General features: G+C 71.7%; 20 protein-coding genes and 1 tRNA gene. 17 read left to right on the top strand and 4 right to left on the bottom strand.

Annotated elements, in window-relative coordinates; translation table 11 throughout:
* Positions 1-98 precede the first annotated feature (98 nt).
* Genes glyA through thiL form a run of 8 tightly spaced genes read left to right on the top strand, consistent with a single transcriptional unit; the run spans position 99 to position 6,730 of the window.
* The gene (glyA, locus tag GXW76_RS15405) at positions 99-1,439 is read left to right on the top strand and encodes a serine hydroxymethyltransferase (protein WP_211862969.1); all 1,341 of its coding nucleotides are present in this window, start codon (positions 99-101) and stop codon (positions 1,437-1,439) included.
* Positions 1,440-1,449: 10 nt separating this feature from the next.
* Positions 1,450-1,905: a transcriptional regulator NrdR gene (gene nrdR, locus GXW76_RS15400; protein WP_211862968.1), complete on the top strand. Its 456-nt coding sequence runs from the start codon at positions 1,450-1,452 to the stop codon at positions 1,903-1,905.
* A 36-nt stretch (positions 1,906-1,941) separates the two neighbouring features.
* Positions 1,942-3,063: a bifunctional diaminohydroxyphosphoribosylaminopyrimidine deaminase/5-amino-6-(5-phosphoribosylamino)uracil reductase RibD gene (gene ribD, locus GXW76_RS15395; RefSeq protein WP_246514384.1), complete on the top strand. Its 1,122-nt coding sequence runs from the start codon at positions 1,942-1,944 to the stop codon at positions 3,061-3,063.
* The gene (locus GXW76_RS15390) at positions 3,045-3,656 is read left to right on the top strand and encodes a riboflavin synthase (protein ID WP_211862967.1); all 612 of its coding nucleotides are present in this window, start codon (positions 3,045-3,047) and stop codon (positions 3,654-3,656) included. The genes ribD and GXW76_RS15390 overlap by 19 nt, the downstream gene beginning before the upstream one ends.
* 8 nt (positions 3,657-3,664) lie before the next feature.
* Positions 3,665-4,786: a 3,4-dihydroxy-2-butanone-4-phosphate synthase gene (gene ribB / locus GXW76_RS15385; protein ID WP_211862974.1), complete on the top strand. Its 1,122-nt coding sequence runs from the start codon at positions 3,665-3,667 to the stop codon at positions 4,784-4,786.
* The gene (gene ribH / locus GXW76_RS15380) at positions 4,783-5,268 is read left to right on the top strand and encodes a 6,7-dimethyl-8-ribityllumazine synthase (protein ID WP_211862966.1); all 486 of its coding nucleotides are present in this window, start codon (positions 4,783-4,785) and stop codon (positions 5,266-5,268) included. Before ribB ends, ribH begins: the two co-directional genes overlap by 4 nt.
* On the top strand, positions 5,265-5,765 hold the full coding sequence (gene nusB, locus GXW76_RS15375; RefSeq protein ID WP_246514382.1) for a transcription antitermination factor NusB: 501 nt from the start codon (positions 5,265-5,267) through the stop codon (positions 5,763-5,765). Before ribH ends, nusB begins: the two co-directional genes overlap by 4 nt.
* Positions 5,762-6,730: a thiamine-phosphate kinase gene (gene thiL / locus GXW76_RS15370; RefSeq protein WP_211862965.1), complete on the top strand. Its 969-nt coding sequence runs from the start codon at positions 5,762-5,764 to the stop codon at positions 6,728-6,730. The genes nusB and thiL overlap by 4 nt, the downstream gene beginning before the upstream one ends.
* A gap of 57 nt (positions 6,731-6,787) precedes the next feature.
* Here thiL and GXW76_RS15365 read toward each other — a convergent pair whose 3' ends face one another.
* Positions 6,788-7,297 (bottom strand): outer membrane protein assembly factor BamE, encoded by a 510-nt coding sequence (locus GXW76_RS15365; RefSeq protein ID WP_246514380.1) that lies wholly within the window; start codon positions 7,295-7,297, stop codon positions 6,788-6,790.
* Between the two features lie 70 nt (positions 7,298-7,367).
* Here GXW76_RS15365 and GXW76_RS15360 point away from each other — a divergent pair, with 70 nt between their 5' ends.
* The 8 genes from GXW76_RS15360 to GXW76_RS15325 all read left to right on the top strand — a co-directional run bounded on the left by GXW76_RS15360 (position 7,368) and on the right by GXW76_RS15325 (position 11,764).
* Positions 7,368-7,922, top strand: coding sequence for a ubiquinol-cytochrome C chaperone family protein (locus GXW76_RS15360; protein WP_211862963.1), 555 nt, complete (start codon positions 7,368-7,370; stop codon positions 7,920-7,922).
* Positions 7,912-8,412 carry a YceD family protein gene (locus GXW76_RS15355; protein WP_211862962.1) on the top strand — a complete coding sequence of 167 codons (501 nt, stop codon included), beginning with the start codon at positions 7,912-7,914 and terminating at the stop codon, positions 8,410-8,412. Before GXW76_RS15360 ends, GXW76_RS15355 begins: the two co-directional genes overlap by 11 nt.
* Before the next feature lie 102 nt (positions 8,413-8,514).
* A complete protein-coding gene (gene rpmF / locus GXW76_RS15350) occupies positions 8,515-8,715 on the top strand; it encodes a 50S ribosomal protein L32 (protein ID WP_211862961.1) in 201 nt (66 codons plus the stop codon).
* Between the two features lie 79 nt (positions 8,716-8,794).
* A complete protein-coding gene (gene plsX / locus GXW76_RS15345) occupies positions 8,795-9,805 on the top strand; it encodes a phosphate acyltransferase PlsX (protein WP_211862972.1) in 1,011 nt (336 codons plus the stop codon).
* Positions 9,806-9,813: 8 nt separating this feature from the next.
* Positions 9,814-10,794 (top strand): beta-ketoacyl-ACP synthase III, encoded by a 981-nt coding sequence (locus GXW76_RS15340; protein ID WP_272876079.1) that lies wholly within the window; start codon positions 9,814-9,816, stop codon positions 10,792-10,794.
* 115 nt (positions 10,795-10,909) lie between these two features.
* Positions 10,910-11,215, top strand: a complete 306-nt coding sequence (locus GXW76_RS15335) for an integration host factor subunit alpha (RefSeq protein ID WP_211862960.1) — start codon at positions 10,910-10,912, stop codon at positions 11,213-11,215.
* A complete protein-coding gene (locus GXW76_RS15330; RefSeq protein WP_211862959.1) occupies positions 11,212-11,637 on the top strand; it encodes a MerR family transcriptional regulator in 426 nt (141 codons plus the stop codon). The genes GXW76_RS15335 and GXW76_RS15330 overlap by 4 nt, the downstream gene beginning before the upstream one ends.
* 50 nt (positions 11,638-11,687) lie before the next feature.
* Positions 11,688-11,764 (top strand) — tRNA-Pro (locus GXW76_RS15325).
* Positions 11,765-11,849: 85 nt separating this feature from the next.
* Here the strand turns inward: GXW76_RS15325 and GXW76_RS15320 are convergent.
* Both GXW76_RS15320 and GXW76_RS15315 read right to left on the bottom strand, forming a co-directional pair.
* Complete coding sequence (locus GXW76_RS15320) at positions 11,850-12,047, bottom strand: DUF1127 domain-containing protein (RefSeq protein WP_211862958.1); 198 nt, start codon at positions 12,045-12,047, stop codon at positions 11,850-11,852.
* The gene (locus GXW76_RS15315) at positions 12,044-12,439 is read right to left on the bottom strand and encodes a tautomerase family protein (protein WP_211862957.1); all 396 of its coding nucleotides are present in this window, start codon (positions 12,437-12,439) and stop codon (positions 12,044-12,046) included. Before GXW76_RS15315 ends, GXW76_RS15320 begins: the two co-directional genes overlap by 4 nt.
* Positions 12,440-12,531: 92 nt before the next feature.
* Here GXW76_RS15315 and GXW76_RS15310 point away from each other — a divergent pair, with 92 nt between their 5' ends.
* Positions 12,532-13,419, top strand: coding sequence for a LysR family transcriptional regulator (locus GXW76_RS15310; protein WP_211862956.1), 888 nt, complete (start codon positions 12,532-12,534; stop codon positions 13,417-13,419).
* Positions 13,420-13,558: 139 nt separating this feature from the next.
* Here GXW76_RS15310 and GXW76_RS15305 read toward each other — a convergent pair whose 3' ends face one another.
* Complete coding sequence (locus GXW76_RS15305) at positions 13,559-15,148, bottom strand: ABC transporter substrate-binding protein (RefSeq protein WP_211862955.1); 1,590 nt, start codon at positions 15,146-15,148, stop codon at positions 13,559-13,561.
* Positions 15,149-15,188: the final 40 nt, after the last annotated feature.

Here is a 15,188-nt window from a genome sequence, read left to right as displayed (position 1 = left end):
CGACCGGGCGCGGCACGGATGCCTTGCCCGGCCCCAGCCGGGCCGTCCGGCACGGGGCGCCTTGCCAAGCCGCGCCCCCCCGGCGCAAAACCCGATCCATGACGCGCCCCGCCCCCGCTCCCCTCCGCGCGCCGGACGGCCTCGCCGCCGGCGCCGCCCCCGCCGAGACCTTCTTCCATGCCTCCCTCGCCGAGGCCGACCCCGACCTTGCCGCCGCGGTGGCCGAGGAACTGGCCCGCCAGCAGGACGGCATCGAACTCATCGCCTCGGAGAACATCGTCTCCCGTGCGGTGCTCGAGGCCCAGGGCTCCGTCCTGACCAACAAGTACGCCGAGGGTTATCCCGGCCGCCGCTACTACGGCGGCTGCGAGGCGGTGGACATCGCCGAGCGCTTCGCGATCGAGCGTGCCTGCAAGCTGTTCGGCTGCGGATTCGCCAATGTGCAGCCGCATTCCGGCGCCCAGGCCAACCAGGCCGTGTTCCTGGCGCTGCTGCAGCCGGGCGACGCCTTCATGGGCCTCGACCTCGCTGCCGGCGGGCACCTGACGCACGGCTCGCCGGCCAACCTCTCCGGCAAGTGGTTCAGGCCCGTTCCCTACACGGTGCGCCGCGACGACCAGCGCATCGACATGGACGAGGTCGCGCGCATCGCCCGCGAATCGAAGCCGAAGCTGATCATCGCCGGCGGCTCGGCCTATGCCCGCCACTGGGATTTCGCCCGCTTCCGCCAGATTGCGGACGAGGTCGGCGCCTATTTCATGGTGGACATGGCGCATTTCGCGGGGCTGGTGGCCGGTGGAGCGCACCCGTCCCCGTTCCCGCACGCGCATGTCGTGACGACCACCACGCACAAGACGCTGCGTGGCCCGCGTGGCGGCATGATCCTCACCAATGACGAAGCACTGGCGAAGAAGATCAACTCCGCGGTCTTCCCCGGGCTGCAGGGCGGCCCGCTGATGCATGTCATCGCCGCCAAGGCCGTGGCCTTCGCCGAGGCGCTGCGGCCGGACTTCCGCGCCTATGCCGCGCAGATCGTCGCCAATGCCCAGGCGCTGGCCGAGGAACTGAAGTCCCAGGGCCTCGACCTCGTGACCGGTGGCACCGACAACCACCTGCTGCTGGTGGATCTGCGACCCAAGCGCCTGACCGGCAAGGTGGCGGAAGCGGCGCTGAACCGCGCTCACCTGACCTGCAACAAGAACGCCATCCCCTTCGACCCCGAGAAGCCGATGGTCACTTCCGGCGTGCGCCTCGGGACCCCGGCCGGCACCACGCGCGGCTTCGGGACGGAGGAGTTCCGCGAGGTCGGCCGCCTGATCGGGGAAGTGCTGGACGGCGCTGCCGCCTCCAACGCCGACGGCGTGAACAGCGCGGTCGAAACCGCGGTGAAGGCCAAGGTGCTCGAGCTCTGCCGCCGCTTCCCCGTCTATCCGGCCTGAGGCGCCCGCGATGAAGTGCCCCTTCTGCGGCGCCGAGGACACCCAGGTGAAGGACAGCCGCCCGGCCGAGGACGCGGCGGCGATCCGGCGCCGGCGGGCCTGCGCCGCCTGCGGGGCGCGCTTCACGACCTTCGAGCGCGTGCAGCTGCGCGAGATCACGGTCCTCAAGACCGATGGCCGCCGCGTGCCCTTCGACCGGGAGAAGCTGGCGCGGTCCATCCGCGTCGCCCTGCGCAAGCGCCCGGTTGACGAGGACCGGATCGAGCGGCTGGTGAACTCCATCCAGCGCCGGCTCGAGACGGAAGGCGAGACCGAGATCCCCTCCCGCAAGATCGGCGAGATCGTGATGGAGTCGTTGAAGGAGCTGGACCAGGTCGCCTATGTCCGCTTCGCCAGCGTCTACCGGAACTTCGGGGAGGCGAAGGACTTCCAGGCCTTCCTCGGGGAACTCGGGAAGAAGGAATAGCGGCCGGGCCGCCTCGCCCCCACATCGGCCCGGAGCATGGACGACACAGCCCATATGCGCGCCGCCCTGGCGCTCGCCCGGCGGGGTCTCGGCAACGCTTGGCCGAACCCGGCCGTCGGCTGCGTGCTGGTTCGGAACGGCCAGGTGGTCGGCCGCGGCTGGACCCAGCCCGGCGGGCGCCCGCACGCCGAGACGGAGGCGCTGCGCCGCGCCGGCTCCCGCGCCCGCGGCGCCACCGCATACGTCACGCTGGAACCGTGCTCCCACCATGGCCGCACGCCGCCCTGCTGCAACGCACTGGCCGAGGCCGGCGTCGCCCGCGTGGTCATGGCCATGCGGGACCCCGATGCGCGGGTGAACGGGCGCGGCCTCGCCATGCTGCGCGACGCCGGTATCGTGGTGGAGGAAGGACTGCTGGAACGGGAGGCGAGGGCGCTCAACGCCGGCTTCTTCCGCCGCATCCAGTCCGGCCTGCCGGTGGTCACGCTGAAACTGGCGACCACGCTGGACGGCCGCATCGCCACTGCGGCCGGCGAGAGCCGCTGGATCACCGGCCCCGAGGCGCGGCGGGAGGTGCACGCCATGCGCGCCCGCCATGACGCCGTGCTGGTCGGCTCCGGCACTGCCCTTGCCGACGACCCCGACCTGACCTGCCGCATCCCCGGCATGGAGCGTGTGCCCATGCTGCGCGTCGTCGCCGATGCGCGGCTCCGCACGCCGGTCACGGCTGGACTGGTGCGCACCGCGCGGATCGCGCCGACCTCCATCGTGACGGCGCCCGGCCATCCGCCGGCCGCGCTTGCCCCCTTCATCGCCGCGGGGGTCGAGGTAATGACCGCCCCCGCTGCCGAGGCCGGGCTCGACCTTGCCGCCCTTCTTGCCGCCCTGGCCCGCCGGGGCGTGACCCGCGTGCTGGCCGAAGGCGGCGCCGGCATGGCCGCGGCCCTGCTGCGCGCGGGGCTGGTCGATCGGCTGGCCTGGTTCCACGCCGCCGGCGTCATGGGTGCGGAGGGCCGCCCGGCGGCCGAGGGCTTGCACCTTGCCGCACTTGCCGCCATGCCCCGCTTCCGCCGCGTCGCCCTGCGTGCCCTGGGCGCGGATGTCCTGACCGAGTTCGAGCGCATCGAGGAGGTGCCCCCATGTTCACCGGGATCGTGACGGCCCTGGGCACGGTGCGGGAAGTGCAGCCGATCGGCGGCGGGCACGACCTGCGCCTGGTCATCGGCACCTCGCCCGTCTTCCTCGCCGAGCCGTCGCCGGCTGCCCTCGGCGCCTCCATCGCGTGCTCGGGCGTGTGCCTGACGGTGGTGCACCTGGCGGCGGATGCCTTCTCGGTGGATTGCTCGGCCGAAACCATCGCCAAGACCACGGTGGGCGGTTGGAAGCCCGGCACGCGCATCAACCTCGAGCGCGCGCTGCGCATGGGGGACGAGCTCGGCGGGCATCTCGTCGCCGGTCATGTGGACGGGGTGGGGGAGGTGGTCTCGGCCACGCCGGAGAACGCCTCGGTCCGCTGGCGCTTCCGGGTGCCGAAGGCGGTCGCCCCCTTCATCGCGCCCAAGGGCTCGGTCGCCATCGACGGCGTTTCCCTGACGGTCAACGAGGTTGACGGGGAGGTGTTCGGGGTCAACATCATCCCGCACACCGCCTCGGTCACCACCTTCGGCACGCTGCAGCCCGGCGACAAGGTCAACATCGAGGTGGACATGATGGCGCGTTATGTCGCGCGGCTCCGGGAGTACGATCGTTGAGCACGACCATGGCGGGCGGCACCGTCCGCACCTCCTTCGCGGAGTTCATCTCGCCTACCGAGGAACTGCTGGAGGAAGCGCGCCGCGGCCGCATGTTCATCCTGGTGGATGACGAGGACCGCGAGAACGAGGGCGACCTCGTCATCCCCGCGCAATTCGCCACGCCGGACGCGATCAACTTCATGGCCCGCTATGCGCGCGGGCTGATCTGCCTGTCCATGACGCAGCACCGGGTCGATGAACTGGCGCTGCCGCTGATGGCGCAATCCAACGGCACGCGGCACCAGACGGCCTTCACCGTCTCGATCGAGGCACGGGAGGGCGTGACCACCGGCATCAGCGCGGCGGATCGCTCGCGCACCGTCGCCGTCGCCATCAACCCGGAACTCGGGCGCGAGCACATCGTCACGCCCGGCCACGTCTTCCCGCTGGTGGCGCGCGAGGGCGGCGTGCTGGTCCGCGCCGGCCACACCGAGGCGGCGGTGGATTTCGCGCGCCTCGCCGGCCTGAACCCCTCCGGCGTGATCTGCGAGATCATGAATGATGACGGCACCATGGCCCGCATGCCGGACCTGGTGGCCTTCGCCCAGCATCACGGGCTGAAGCTCGGCACCATCGCCGACCTGATCGCCCATCGCCGCCGCACCGAGCGCCTGGTGCGCCGCGTCGAGGACACGGCGCTGGTCCAGGCGGTGGGCGGCGAATGGCGCGCAGTGATCTATGCGAGCACCGTCGCCGCCGGCGAGCACCTGGCCCTGGTCAAGGGGGAACCTTCCGGCGAGGAGCCGGTTCTGGTGCGCGTGCATGCCGCCTCATTGCTGAACGACATCGTCGCCGGGCGCGGCATCGGCGAGCTGCACGGGGCCATGCGCATGATCGCCGAGGAAGGCCGCGGCGTGGTTGTGCTGCTGCGCGACGCGCGCACGCACGACCTTTCCGAGCAACTGCACCGCGCGCGCGCCATCGCGCCCGAACTGCGCGACTACGGCATCGGTGCGCAGATCCTCGCCGACCTCGGCGTGAAGCGCATGATCCGCCTTTCCAACCACCCGCGGCCGATCGTCGGCCTCGAGGGCTACGGGATCGAGGACATCGAGACCCGGCCCATTCCCACGGACAGCACGCCTTGAGCACCCTCGATTCCCCGGAGCGCGGCGCCGCCACCCTGGCCGGCCCCGCGCCCCGCATCCTCGTCATCCAGGCGCCCTATTACCGGGAGGTGGTGGACGGCATGCTGCGCGGCGCGCAGCGCGTCTTCGCCGACGTCAACGCCACGGCCGAAGTGGTCGAGGTCGCCGGCGGCTACGAACTGCCGGCAGCCCTCGCCATGGCGCTGAAGTCGCCGCGCCGCTGGGACGGCTTCCTGCTGCTCGGCTGCGTCGTGAAGGGCGAGACCGACCACTACACCTTCATCTGCGACGCCATCTGCAACGGCGTGATGGATGTCTCGACGCGCAGCGCCGCGGCGATCGGCTTCGGGCTGCTGACGGTGGACACGATCGCCCAGGCCGAGGCCCGTGCGCGCGACGACCGCATGAACAAGGGCGCCGAGGCGGCGCATGCCGTGCTCGGCCAGGTCGCGCTGGCGCGCCGTTGGGGGTTGGCCGGATGAGCATGCGTCCGAAGCCCACGGGCCGCCCGCGCACAGGCGCCCGCGTCGCCGCCGTCCAGGCCCTGTTCCAGTCGGAGCAGACCGGCGAGAGCGCCGAGACCGTCGCCCACCAGTTCATCCGCCACCGCATCGGCGCCGGCGACGCGGCGGCGCAGGAGGCCTTCGAGGAAGGCCGCGTGCCGCTCGCGCACATCCCGCTCTTCGAGGCGATCCTGAAGGCCGCGGCGACGCGCTCCGAGCAGTGCGACGCCGAGATCCGCGCCCATCTGGCGAAGGACTGGACGCTGGAGCGGCTTGACCCCGTGCTGCGCGCGGTGTTCCGCGCCGCGGCTGCGGAACTGCTGAACGGCGCCGAGCCTCCGGCGCGCGTGGTGATCAACGAATACCTCGACATCGCGCGCGGCTTCCTCGACGAGGAGACCTGCCGTTTCGCCAACGGCGTGCTCGACTCCATGGCCCATACGCTGCGGCCCGCGGAGTTCGGGGCAGCGCGGTGAGCCTCCCCGCAGAATTCGCGCTGATCGCCCGCCACTTCCTGCCGCTGGCCGGGGAGGGGGCGCTCGATCTCGCCGACGATGCCGCGGTGCTCGACATCCCGGCCGGGCGCCGGCTGGTCATCGCGGCCGATGCGATGGTCGAGGGCGTGCACTACCTGCCCGAGGACCCGCCGGAGACGGTCGGCCGCAAGCTGCTGCGGGTGAACCTCTCGGACCTCGCGGCGATGGGGGCGGCACCGCTTGGCTACCTGATGACCACCTCCTTCGCACGGGGCATTGCCGACCATTGGATCGCCGGGTTCGTGCGCGGCCTCGCGGAGGACCAGCGCACCTTCGGCCTGAGCGTGCTGGGCGGCGACACCACCTCGACGCCCGGGCCGACCTGCCTGTCGCTCACCATCCTCGGCACCGTGGCGCCGGGGGCGGAACTGAAGCGCGCCGGCGCGCGGCCGGGGGACGATGTCTGGGTTTCCGGCACCATCGGCGATGGGCTGCTCGGGCTGCGCGTGCTGCGGGGGGAAGTGCCGGCCGATGCCGAAGGGCACCTCGCGCGCCGCTACCGCCTGCCGGAACCGCGGCTGGCGCTCGGCCAGGCGATCGCGCCGGTGGCGCGGGCGGGGCTCGATGTCTCCGACGGGCTGGTCCAGGACCTCGGGCATCTCTGCCGCGCGGCGGGGTGCAGGGCGGAGGTCTCGGCGGCGGAGGTGCCGCTCTCGGCCCCGGCGCGGGCCCTGCTGGGGCGGGATCCGGCCCTCCTGCCGGCACTGTTGACCGGCGGGGACGACTACGAACTGCTGTTCGCCGCGGCGCCCGAGGCGGCCGGGGCCGTGCGCGCGGCAGCGTCCCGCGCCGGCGTTCCGGTCACGCGCATCGGGCAGATGGTGCCGGGCGCGCCGGAGGTGGTCGCACGCGATGCGGCCGGCACGCCGCTCGACGTGTCGCGCGGCGGCTGGAGCCATTTCTGAGCGAATCGGCGCGCCGGGGCGTTTCCCGGCGACGCCTGCATTCCTCCGGGCGCGGGATCAACGCCCGCGGGTGATCGATGCCGGGTTCTGCTGCGGGCCGCGGTCCAGACCGGGGCGGCCGATGTTGCCGAACAACGCCTGGAGCAGCGTCCGTTCGGTGCCCGGCACCGGGGTTTCGCGCGAGACCGGGGTGACGCTGCGGCCATCCACCTCGGTCAGTTCCCGCACGCCGGAAACGACGCCGTCGCGGTTGAAGGAGATGGCGACCACGCGGCGGTCCTCGACGTCGAGGTAACGCCCCGGCTGCGTCCGGGTGCGGGCGCTGATGTAGTACCAGTTGTCCTCGTCGAAGGTGCCGCGGGCGGTCGGCGAGCCGAGCAGGGACTCGACGTCGTTGCGCGTCTGCACCCCCGGCGTGATCTGGCTCAGCCGCTCGGCATCGACGCGGTTGCCGCGCTCGATCGGGTCGGGACCGATCCATTCCGACAGCCAGCCGCAGCCGCCCAGCAGGGGCAGGGCGACCAGGGAAACCAGGATTGCGTTGACCGATCGGGGATGGCGGGCCATGTCGCGGCAACCGATAGACAGCATGCCGCCCCCGGGTCAACCGCGCAGGCGGCCGGAGCCATTCCAGATCATGGGTCTCCTCGCCATGTTCCGCCGCCGCCCGCACGAGCGGGCCGGCTTCGAGCTTTACGGCGCAGCCGTGGCCGCGGCGCGTGAGCCTGCCCTCTTTGCCGCGCTCGGCGTGCCCGACACGGTGGAGGGTCGCTTCGACCTCATCAGCCTGCACGTCGCATTGCTGATCCGCCGCCTGCGGAAGGACCCGGACGCGCGCGGCCCGGCGCTGGCGCAGGCGGTGTTCGACGCCATGTTCTCCGACATGGACCAGAGCCTGCGTGAGATGGGCGTGGGCGACCTTTCGGTCGGCAAGCGCGTGCGCCAGGCCTGGGAGGCCTTTCACGGCCGCGCCCTGGCCTACGAGGCCGCCCTCGACTCGGCCGACGACAATGCCCTCGCCGAAGGCCTGGCGCGCAACGTCTGGCGCGGGGACGCCCCGGGCGGCGCGCCGGAACGCCTGTCGGCGGTGGCGCGGGCCCAGGCGGCGCACCTCGGCGCGCAGGGCATCGCCGACCTGGTCGCGGGGCGGGTCGGCTATCTTCCGGCGGAGGGCCTGCTCCGTGACGCCTGAATTCCACCGTCCCATCGCCCTCGCGCGCCTCCCGGAGGAGGGGCGGGAGGAACGCCTCGTGGCCAGCCCGGCCGAATGCGCGGCGCTGGCCAGGCGCTTCGGGATCCAGGCGATCAATCGGCTCGAGGCCAAGCTGCGGCTGCGGCCGGAGCCCGGCGGTTCGGTCGCCGTCACCGGGCGGCTCGCGGCGGAGGTGGTGCAGGACTGCGTCATCACCCTCGAACCCGTTACCCAGGCGGTCGAGGAGGCGGTGTCGCTGCGCATCCTGGCCCCGGGGGAGGAGCCCTCGGAGGACCCCGAGGCGCCGGACGAGGTTCCTGTCGAGGACGACGCCGCGGACCTCGGCGAGGCGATCGCCGAGCAACTCTCGCTCGCCCTCGACCCCTATCCGCGGGCGCCGGGCGCGGTCCTGCCGGGCGGGGAGGAGGGGGAGGAGCCCCCGCCGACCGGTCCCTTCGCCGCGCTATCGGCGCTGCGCCGGCCGCGCTGAGGCATGCCGCGGCGGCGCGCGCTTGCGCCCGGCGGGGGGCGGTGCTAAGCCCCGGCCCTCCCGCTTCCCTGCTTGACTATTTGATGAAAGAGGCTCGGCGCCATGGCCGTTCCGAAGAAGAAGACTTCGCCTTCCCGCCGCGGCATGCGTCGCAGCCATGAGGCGCTCAGCGCTCCGTCCTACCAGGAGTGCTCGAACTGCGGTGAGCTGAAGCGCCCGCATCATGTCTGCTCCCACTGCGGCCACTACGACGGCCGTGAGGTGGTGGCGGCGGAGCGCGTGGGCCAGACCATCCGCGGCTGACGCGCCGTGCTGACGCGCGCGCGCGGGATTCGCTGAGGTGGCCCAGGACGCCCCGCCCTTCGCATTGGCGATAGACGCCATGGGCGGAGATTCGGCGCCTGACGTCGTGCTCGACGGGTTGGAATTGGCGGCCGAGCGGCATCCGCAGGCCCGCTTCCTGCTCGTCGGCGACGAGGCGTTGGTCGCGGGCGGCTTGGCGCGGCGCAAGCGCGCGGCGCGCGCGTGCAGCCTGCGCCATGCGCCGGAACGCATCTCGGGCGACCTGAAGCCGACTGCGGCGCTGCGCGTGCGTGGGTCCTCCATGCGCGTTGCGATCGACTCGGTGGCGGCGGGGGAGGCGGCTGGCGTCGTCTCCGCCGGCAATACCGGCGCGCTGATGGCGCTGGCCAAGATCGTCATCAAGACGCTGCCCGAGATCGACCGCCCGGCGCTCGCCGCGATCGGGCCCTCGGCGCGCGGCGACGTGGTGCTGCTCGACCTCGGCGCCAATGTGCAGTGCGACGCGCGCAACCTGGTCGAGTTCGCGGTGATGGGCGATGCCTTCGCGCGCGCCGTGCTCGGCCTGACCAACCCCACCATCGGCCTGCTCAATGTCGGCTCCGAGGAGCTGAAGGGCGACGACCGCGTGCGCAACGCCGCCGAGGTGCTGCGCGATTCGCATATCGGCGCGCAGTTCCGCGGATTCGTCGAAGGCCACGACATCACCGCCGGCACGACAGACGTGATCGTGACGGACGGCTTCACCGGCAATGTCGCGCTCAAGACCGGCGAGGGTGCGCTCAAGCTCATGCGCGACCTGTTGCGCCAGGTCTTCACCAGCAGCGTGCCGGCGCGGCTCGGCTACCTCCTGGCGCGCCCGGCGCTCGACCGGCTGCGCGAGTGGATGGATCCGCGCCGCTACAACGGTGCGATCCTGATCGGTCTGAACGGCGTCGTCGTGAAGTCGCATGGCGGTACCGACGCCTTCGGCTTCGCCCATGCCGTCGATGTCGCCATGGACATGGTGACGCACGGCTTCAACGAACGCATCCGGGACGGGCTTTCCCGCCTGTCCGCCGCCGGGCCGCGATTCGCGCCCGCATCCCGCTGAGAGTGCCCATGGTCCTGCGAGTGACGATCGACGGCTGCGGTGGCTACCTGCCCGAGCTGCGCCTGTCCAACGATGAACTCGCCGCGCTGCACGGCCTCGAGACCTCGGACGCGTGGATCCGCGAACGCACCGGGATCCGCTACCGCCACGTGGCGGCGTCGGGGGAGACGGCCTCCGACATGGGCGCGGCCGCGGCGCGCGAGGCGCTGTCGCGCGCCGGCGTCGAGCCGGCTGAGGTCGATGCGATCCTGGTCGCGACCTCGACACCCGATTCCGCCTTCCCGGCGACTGCGGTGCGCATCCAGGCGAAGCTCGGCGTCACGAAGGGCTTTGCCTTCGACATCGCCGCCGCCTGCACGGGCTTCATCTACGGGCTGGCGGTCGCGGATTCCCTGATCCGCACCGGCCAGGCGCGCTGCGTGCTGGTGATCGGCACCGAGGTCTATTCGCGCATCCTCGACTGGGCCGACCGCGGCACCTGCGTGCTGTTCGGGGATGGTGCCGGCGCGGTGCTGCTGCGGGCCGAGGAAGGCGCGGGCACGACGGCCGATCGCGGGCTGCTGTCCTGCCACATGCACTCGGACGGGCGCTTCGGCGACATCCTGCACATCGAGGGCGGCGCCGGTTCCACCGGCGGGCCCGGGCTGCTGCGCATGGCGGGCAAGGAGGTCTTCCGCCACGCCGTGACCAAGCTGGCCGCGGTGGTGGACGAGGCGCTGTCGGCCAACGGCCTCGGCCACGAGGATGTGCGCTGGCTGGTGCCGCACCAGGCAAACCTGCGCATTATCAACGCCATGGGCAAGAAGCTGCACCTGCCCGAGGATCGCGTGGTGGTGACCGTGGACCGGCACGCCAATACCTCGGCCGCCTCCATTCCCCTGGCCCTGGCCGAGGCGCACCGCGACGGGCGCATCGGCGCCGGCGACCTGGTGGTGATGGAAGCGATCGGCGGCGGCCTGACCTGGGGCGCGGCGCTCGCGCGGTTCTGACGCCCCTCGGCGCGCGGACCCGAGCCCCGCGCGCTGCCGCCCCGCAATTCGGTTGACGGCCGCTCCGCTTCCCGGTTTTCTCCCTGTATCAAAGGGTTGCGGGATCATCCACGGCATGAACACGGTGACGCGCGCGCAGTTGGCCGAAGCGGTCTACGCCAATGTCGGCCTGTCGCGGAACGAGAGCGCGGCGCTGCTGGAGACTGTCCTGGAGCGCATCTCCGCCGCGCTCGAGGCCGGGGATCCCGTGAAGATCTCGGCCTTCGGCACGTTCCTTGTACGCCAGAAGGGGCAGCGCGTCGGGCGCAACCCCAAGACCGGCGTCGAGGTGCCGATCCTGCCGCGCAAGGTGCTCTCCTTCCGTCCATCGCAGGTGCTCAAGGCCCGCATCAACAACGAGCCGGCCGAGGACGAGGCATGAGCGAGGACCTTCCGCCCGACGAAGGCCGCGCGAAGCCGCGCAAGGCGCCGACGGCCTTCCGCACCATCAGCGAAGTCGCGGACGACCTGCACATCCCGCAGCACGTGCTGCGATTCTGGGAAACGAAGTTCCCGCAGCTCAAGCCGCTCAAGCGCGGCGGCGGGCGGCGATACTACCGCCCGGAGGACATTGCGCTGCTGCGGCGCATTTCCGACCTGCTCTACACGCAGGGCTACACGATCAAGGGCGTGCAGCGGCTGCTGCGCGACGGCACCGACGAAGGGCCGCAGGCCACCGTGACCGGCGAATTGCCGCTCGGCGATCCGCCGCCGGCCGCGGAGGAGCAGGAGACCGCCGCGCTGCGCGAGGCGCTGGCGGAGCTCGAGGCGATCGCACGCGAACTGCACGCGCTCGCGCGCTGATCGCGGGGGGTGGAAACCCGTCGCGGCCGGTGCTACACGGCGCGTCCGGTCGGAGCGTAGCGCAGCCTGGTAGCGCATCAGTCTGGGGGACTGGGGGTCGTGGGTTCGAATCCCGCCGCTCCGACCATTTCGCCTCAGGGCATTCCCGCAAGACCTGTCATCATCGAAGCCACGCGCGACGCCGGTCCGTGGCCGCCGTCGCGCTGGCCGGGTCATTCGCGCCAGAACGGCTTGCTGCACTCGCGCGCGACGTCATAACGATTGAGCCCCGCATCGCGCATATCCCGCTCCGTCATCGTAGCCATGGCGGCGCGGTCTCGGATCCGGTTGAGCCACCGATCCGCGATGTTGCGCCACAGGTCGGGCCGGGCGGCCGCCCGCAGCGCATGGCCAGCGACATGCGCGCTCATGCCACCACCTCCGCGGGAGACATCTGCGCGACGCCGGCCCCGAAGGACCAGTCGATCGCCGCATTCTCCTGCAGTACGACCATGACGTCCTGCGCGCGGATGCCGGCGGCCTTGGCGCGCCGGGCGATGGCGTCGTAGAGCGCGCGCTTCTTCTCGTCGCTGCGGCCGCGACGGAAGGTGATGTGCACCACCGAGGCGCCCGGCCCCCGATCCACGCCGAAATAGGCGGGATCCATGATCAGCCGGTGCGGCGCGTGCTCGGCGATGACCTGGAAGCGGTCTTCGGGCGGCACGTCCACCGTCTCGATGAGGGCGTCGTGGATGGCGTCTCCGAAGGCGGCGATGCGCGCCTCGGGCCAGCCTTGCGGGATATGGATGCGAACCAGGGGCATGGGGAGGCCCTCCTTTCCCCATTCTTCTCGCGCATCGAGGTTCAGGCGATAATCTGCTGCGTTGACAAAAGATTGCTGAATTGGAGTCCGAAATGGGCCAGTCGGACGAGATGGCGGCCTTCCTGCGCATCGTCGAGCGTGGAGGTTTCTCCGCGGCGGCCCGCGGCTCGCCGCTGACGCCCTCGGCCCTGTCGAAGCTCGTGCAACGGCTGGAGGCGCGTCTTGGCGTGCGCCTCCTGACCCGCACGACGCGGCGCGTCGCGCTGACGCCCGAGGGCGAAACCTACGCCGCCCGCGCCCGCGATATCCTCGCCCTCATCGAGGCGGCGGAGACGGAGGTGACTGCCGGGCGCGGAAGGCCGCGCGGCCATCTGCGCGTGAACACCAGCACGGCCTATGCACGGCATCGGCTGATCCCGCTGCTTCCGGCCTTCTTCGCGGAGTATCCGGACATCACCTTGGACCTGACCATCATCGACCGGCCCGTGGACCTGGTGGCCGAGGGCGTGGACGTGGTGCTGCGCACGGGCGTGCTCGAGGACTCGTCCCTGTTGGCGCGCAGGATCGCGAACGGGCGACGGGTGATCTGCGCGGCGCCCGACTACCTGGCGCGGCGCGGCACGCCGCTGCGTCCGGCCGATCTGCTCACACATGACTGCATCGTGCTGCACGGGCTGGCGCGCATGACCGTCTGGCCCTTCCGCGACGGAGATCGCATCGCCGCGCTGAACGTGCGCGGGCCAGTCACCTCGGACAGCGCCGAGGCGCTGCGCGACATGGCGCTCGCCGGCCTCGGCATCATCCGGGTGAGCGAGTTCATGGTGCGCGACGCGATCGACGATGGGCGGCTCGTCGCGCTGCTGGGGGCCGAGCACGCGTCGGAAGACGTGCCCGTCTGGGCCATCACCGCGCCTGGACGGCACCGCATGCCGCGCATCCGGGCCTTCGTCGACTTCGTGGCGGCGCGCGCGGCGGAATGATGCGTCCGGCATCGCTGCCCGGCGTATCCGAAGTCGGGGCCGGTGGGGCGGCCGCGTGCAAGACAAAGGGGGTGCGGGCGGCAGCGACCTTCGACCACGGTTCAGCGATAGCTGCCGCCCGTACGAGCCGGCGCGCGGATCAGCCGCGCGTCACCGCCTGCGGCAGGAAGGCCCCGTTGTAGTAGGGCGTCACCGACAGGGGCTTCCGCGCCGCGTACACATAGGCGGGGTGGTAGATCATGTGGATGATCGCCTCCTCCCCGATGGCGATGTCCGCCGCGCGCGCGAGCAGAGCGTTCCGCTTCGTCTCGTCCATCTCCGTCAACGCCTCGGCCACCAGGGCATCGCCGCGCGGGCTCGAATGCCGCGTGCGGTTGGCAGTGCCGAGGCCGCGCTCGCGGTCATAGGTGTGGACCAGCGCGCGATAGGCGTAGGAGACGTTGTCCGCGCCGTACTGCGCCGCGAAGACGCTGAACTGCTGGCGCGCCGCGGCAGGGAAGAAGGCGGCGTTGGGCAGGGTCGCGACCTCCGTCCGCACGCCGATGCGCGTCCAGAACTGCGCGATCGCCTGCGCCACCTTCTCGTCGTTCGGATAGCGGTCGTTGGTGGCGTGCAGCGTGATCTGGAAGCCGTTGGGATAACCGGCCTCGGCGAGCAGGTGCCGTGCGCGCTCCGGGTCGTAGGGCGTGACACGCAGCGCGGAGGACGTGCCCGGCGTGCCGTCCGGCAACAGGTTCGACGCGACGGTGGCCGCGCCTTCCATAACCCGGTCCACGATCGCCTGGCGGTTGATGGCGTAGGACAGCGCCTGGCGCACCCGCGCATCCTTCAGCGGGTTGCGTGTCATCGGCTGGCCGTTGGCGTCGCGGATATGCGGCGAGGCGTCCCGGTCCATGTCCATCGAGATGTACATCACGCGCATGCCGGCAATCTGCGTGACGTTGACGTTGGGGTCGCGCCGCAGCCGGGGGATGTCCGGCACCGAGACCTCGTCCACCGCCTGGACGTCGCCAGCGATGAGCGCCGCCATGCGACTGGCGTCGGCGGCGATGACCTTGAAGTGGGCGCTGTCGAAGGTCGGTCGCGGCCCGGACCAGTGCGGGTTGCGCTGCATGGCGACGAACTCGCCGAAGCGATAGTCCGCGAGCATGTACGGGCCCGAGAACACCTTCACCGCCTGGCTGTTGAAATCCGCCGTACGGAGGCCGGGGCCGAGGGATTTCGCGATGATCGCCACCTCGGTCATGTCCTCGGCCATGAAGGGGTAGGGGCTCGCGGTATGCAGCAGGATGGTGCGGGCATCCTTCACCTCCGTCCGCGCAATGGCACGGACGAAGATCTGGTAGGCGCCGGCCGAGCCCTCGATGGTGGGCACGCGGGCGATGGAATAGGCGACGTCCTCCGCCGTGACCGGGCTGCCGTCGCTGAACTTCGCATCGGCGCGGATCCTGAATTCCCAGGCCTTGCCGTCGTTCACGGGGCGCCAGGATTCCGCGATGCCGGGTTCAGGCTTGCCGTCGGATGACATGCCGACCAGCCGCGCATGGACCGCCCGCAGGATGTTCTGCTCGCCGGACAGGCGGAAATGCGGGTCCATCGAGGTCGGGCTGAGCTTCAGGCCGGCGCGCAGCATGCCCGGGTCACCCTGGGCGCGGGCGGGGCGCGGCAGGCCCAGCGCCGCCGTCGTCGCGGTCGCGGCCACGGCCGCGAGGAATTCCGAGCGCTTCATGGAACTTGCCTCCCCGGATCGTTTCCGTTCGATCCTTGGG

This window comes from Neoroseomonas soli (assembly GCF_018129065.1).
GTDB lineage: Bacteria > Pseudomonadota > Alphaproteobacteria > Acetobacterales > Acetobacteraceae > Neoroseomonas > Neoroseomonas soli.
The sequence above is the reverse complement of the archived record's forward strand: the minus strand, read 5'-3'. Positions and strand labels throughout refer to the sequence as shown.

Bases quoted from the DNA above. Each gene is read 5' to 3' on its own strand.
- glyA (WP_211862969.1), top strand. From the start codon at position 99: ATGACGCGCCCCGCCCCCGCTCCCCTCCGCGCGCCGGACGGCCTCGCC.
- nrdR (WP_211862968.1), top strand. From the start codon at position 1,450: ATGAAGTGCCCCTTCTGCGGCGCCGAGGACACCCAGGTGAAGGACAGC.
- ribD (WP_246514384.1), top strand. From the start codon at position 1,942: ATGGACGACACAGCCCATATGCGCGCCGCCCTGGCGCTCGCCCGGCGG.
- GXW76_RS15390 (WP_211862967.1), top strand. From the start codon at position 3,045: ATGTTCACCGGGATCGTGACGGCCCTGGGCACGGTGCGGGAAGTGCAG.
- ribB (WP_211862974.1), top strand. From the start codon at position 3,665: ATGGCGGGCGGCACCGTCCGCACCTCCTTCGCGGAGTTCATCTCGCCT.
- nusB (WP_246514382.1), top strand. From the start codon at position 5,265: ATGAGCATGCGTCCGAAGCCCACGGGCCGCCCGCGCACAGGCGCCCGC.
- GXW76_RS15365 (WP_246514380.1), bottom strand. From the start codon at position 7,297: ATGGCCCGCCATCCCCGATCGGTCAACGCAATCCTGGTTTCCCTGGTC.
- GXW76_RS15360 (WP_211862963.1), top strand. From the start codon at position 7,368: ATGGGTCTCCTCGCCATGTTCCGCCGCCGCCCGCACGAGCGGGCCGGC.
- rpmF (WP_211862961.1), top strand. From the start codon at position 8,515: ATGGCCGTTCCGAAGAAGAAGACTTCGCCTTCCCGCCGCGGCATGCGT.
- plsX (WP_211862972.1), top strand. From the start codon at position 8,795: ATGGGCGGAGATTCGGCGCCTGACGTCGTGCTCGACGGGTTGGAATTG.
- GXW76_RS15340 (WP_272876079.1), top strand. From the start codon at position 9,814: ATGGTCCTGCGAGTGACGATCGACGGCTGCGGTGGCTACCTGCCCGAG.
- GXW76_RS15335 (WP_211862960.1), top strand. From the start codon at position 10,910: ATGAACACGGTGACGCGCGCGCAGTTGGCCGAAGCGGTCTACGCCAAT.
- GXW76_RS15330 (WP_211862959.1), top strand. From the start codon at position 11,212: ATGAGCGAGGACCTTCCGCCCGACGAAGGCCGCGCGAAGCCGCGCAAG.
- GXW76_RS15320 (WP_211862958.1), bottom strand. From the start codon at position 12,047: ATGAGCGCGCATGTCGCTGGCCATGCGCTGCGGGCGGCCGCCCGGCCC.
- GXW76_RS15315 (WP_211862957.1), bottom strand. From the start codon at position 12,439: ATGCCCCTGGTTCGCATCCATATCCCGCAAGGCTGGCCCGAGGCGCGC.
- GXW76_RS15310 (WP_211862956.1), top strand. From the start codon at position 12,532: ATGGGCCAGTCGGACGAGATGGCGGCCTTCCTGCGCATCGTCGAGCGT.
- GXW76_RS15305 (WP_211862955.1), bottom strand. From the start codon at position 15,148: ATGAAGCGCTCGGAATTCCTCGCGGCCGTGGCCGCGACCGCGACGACG.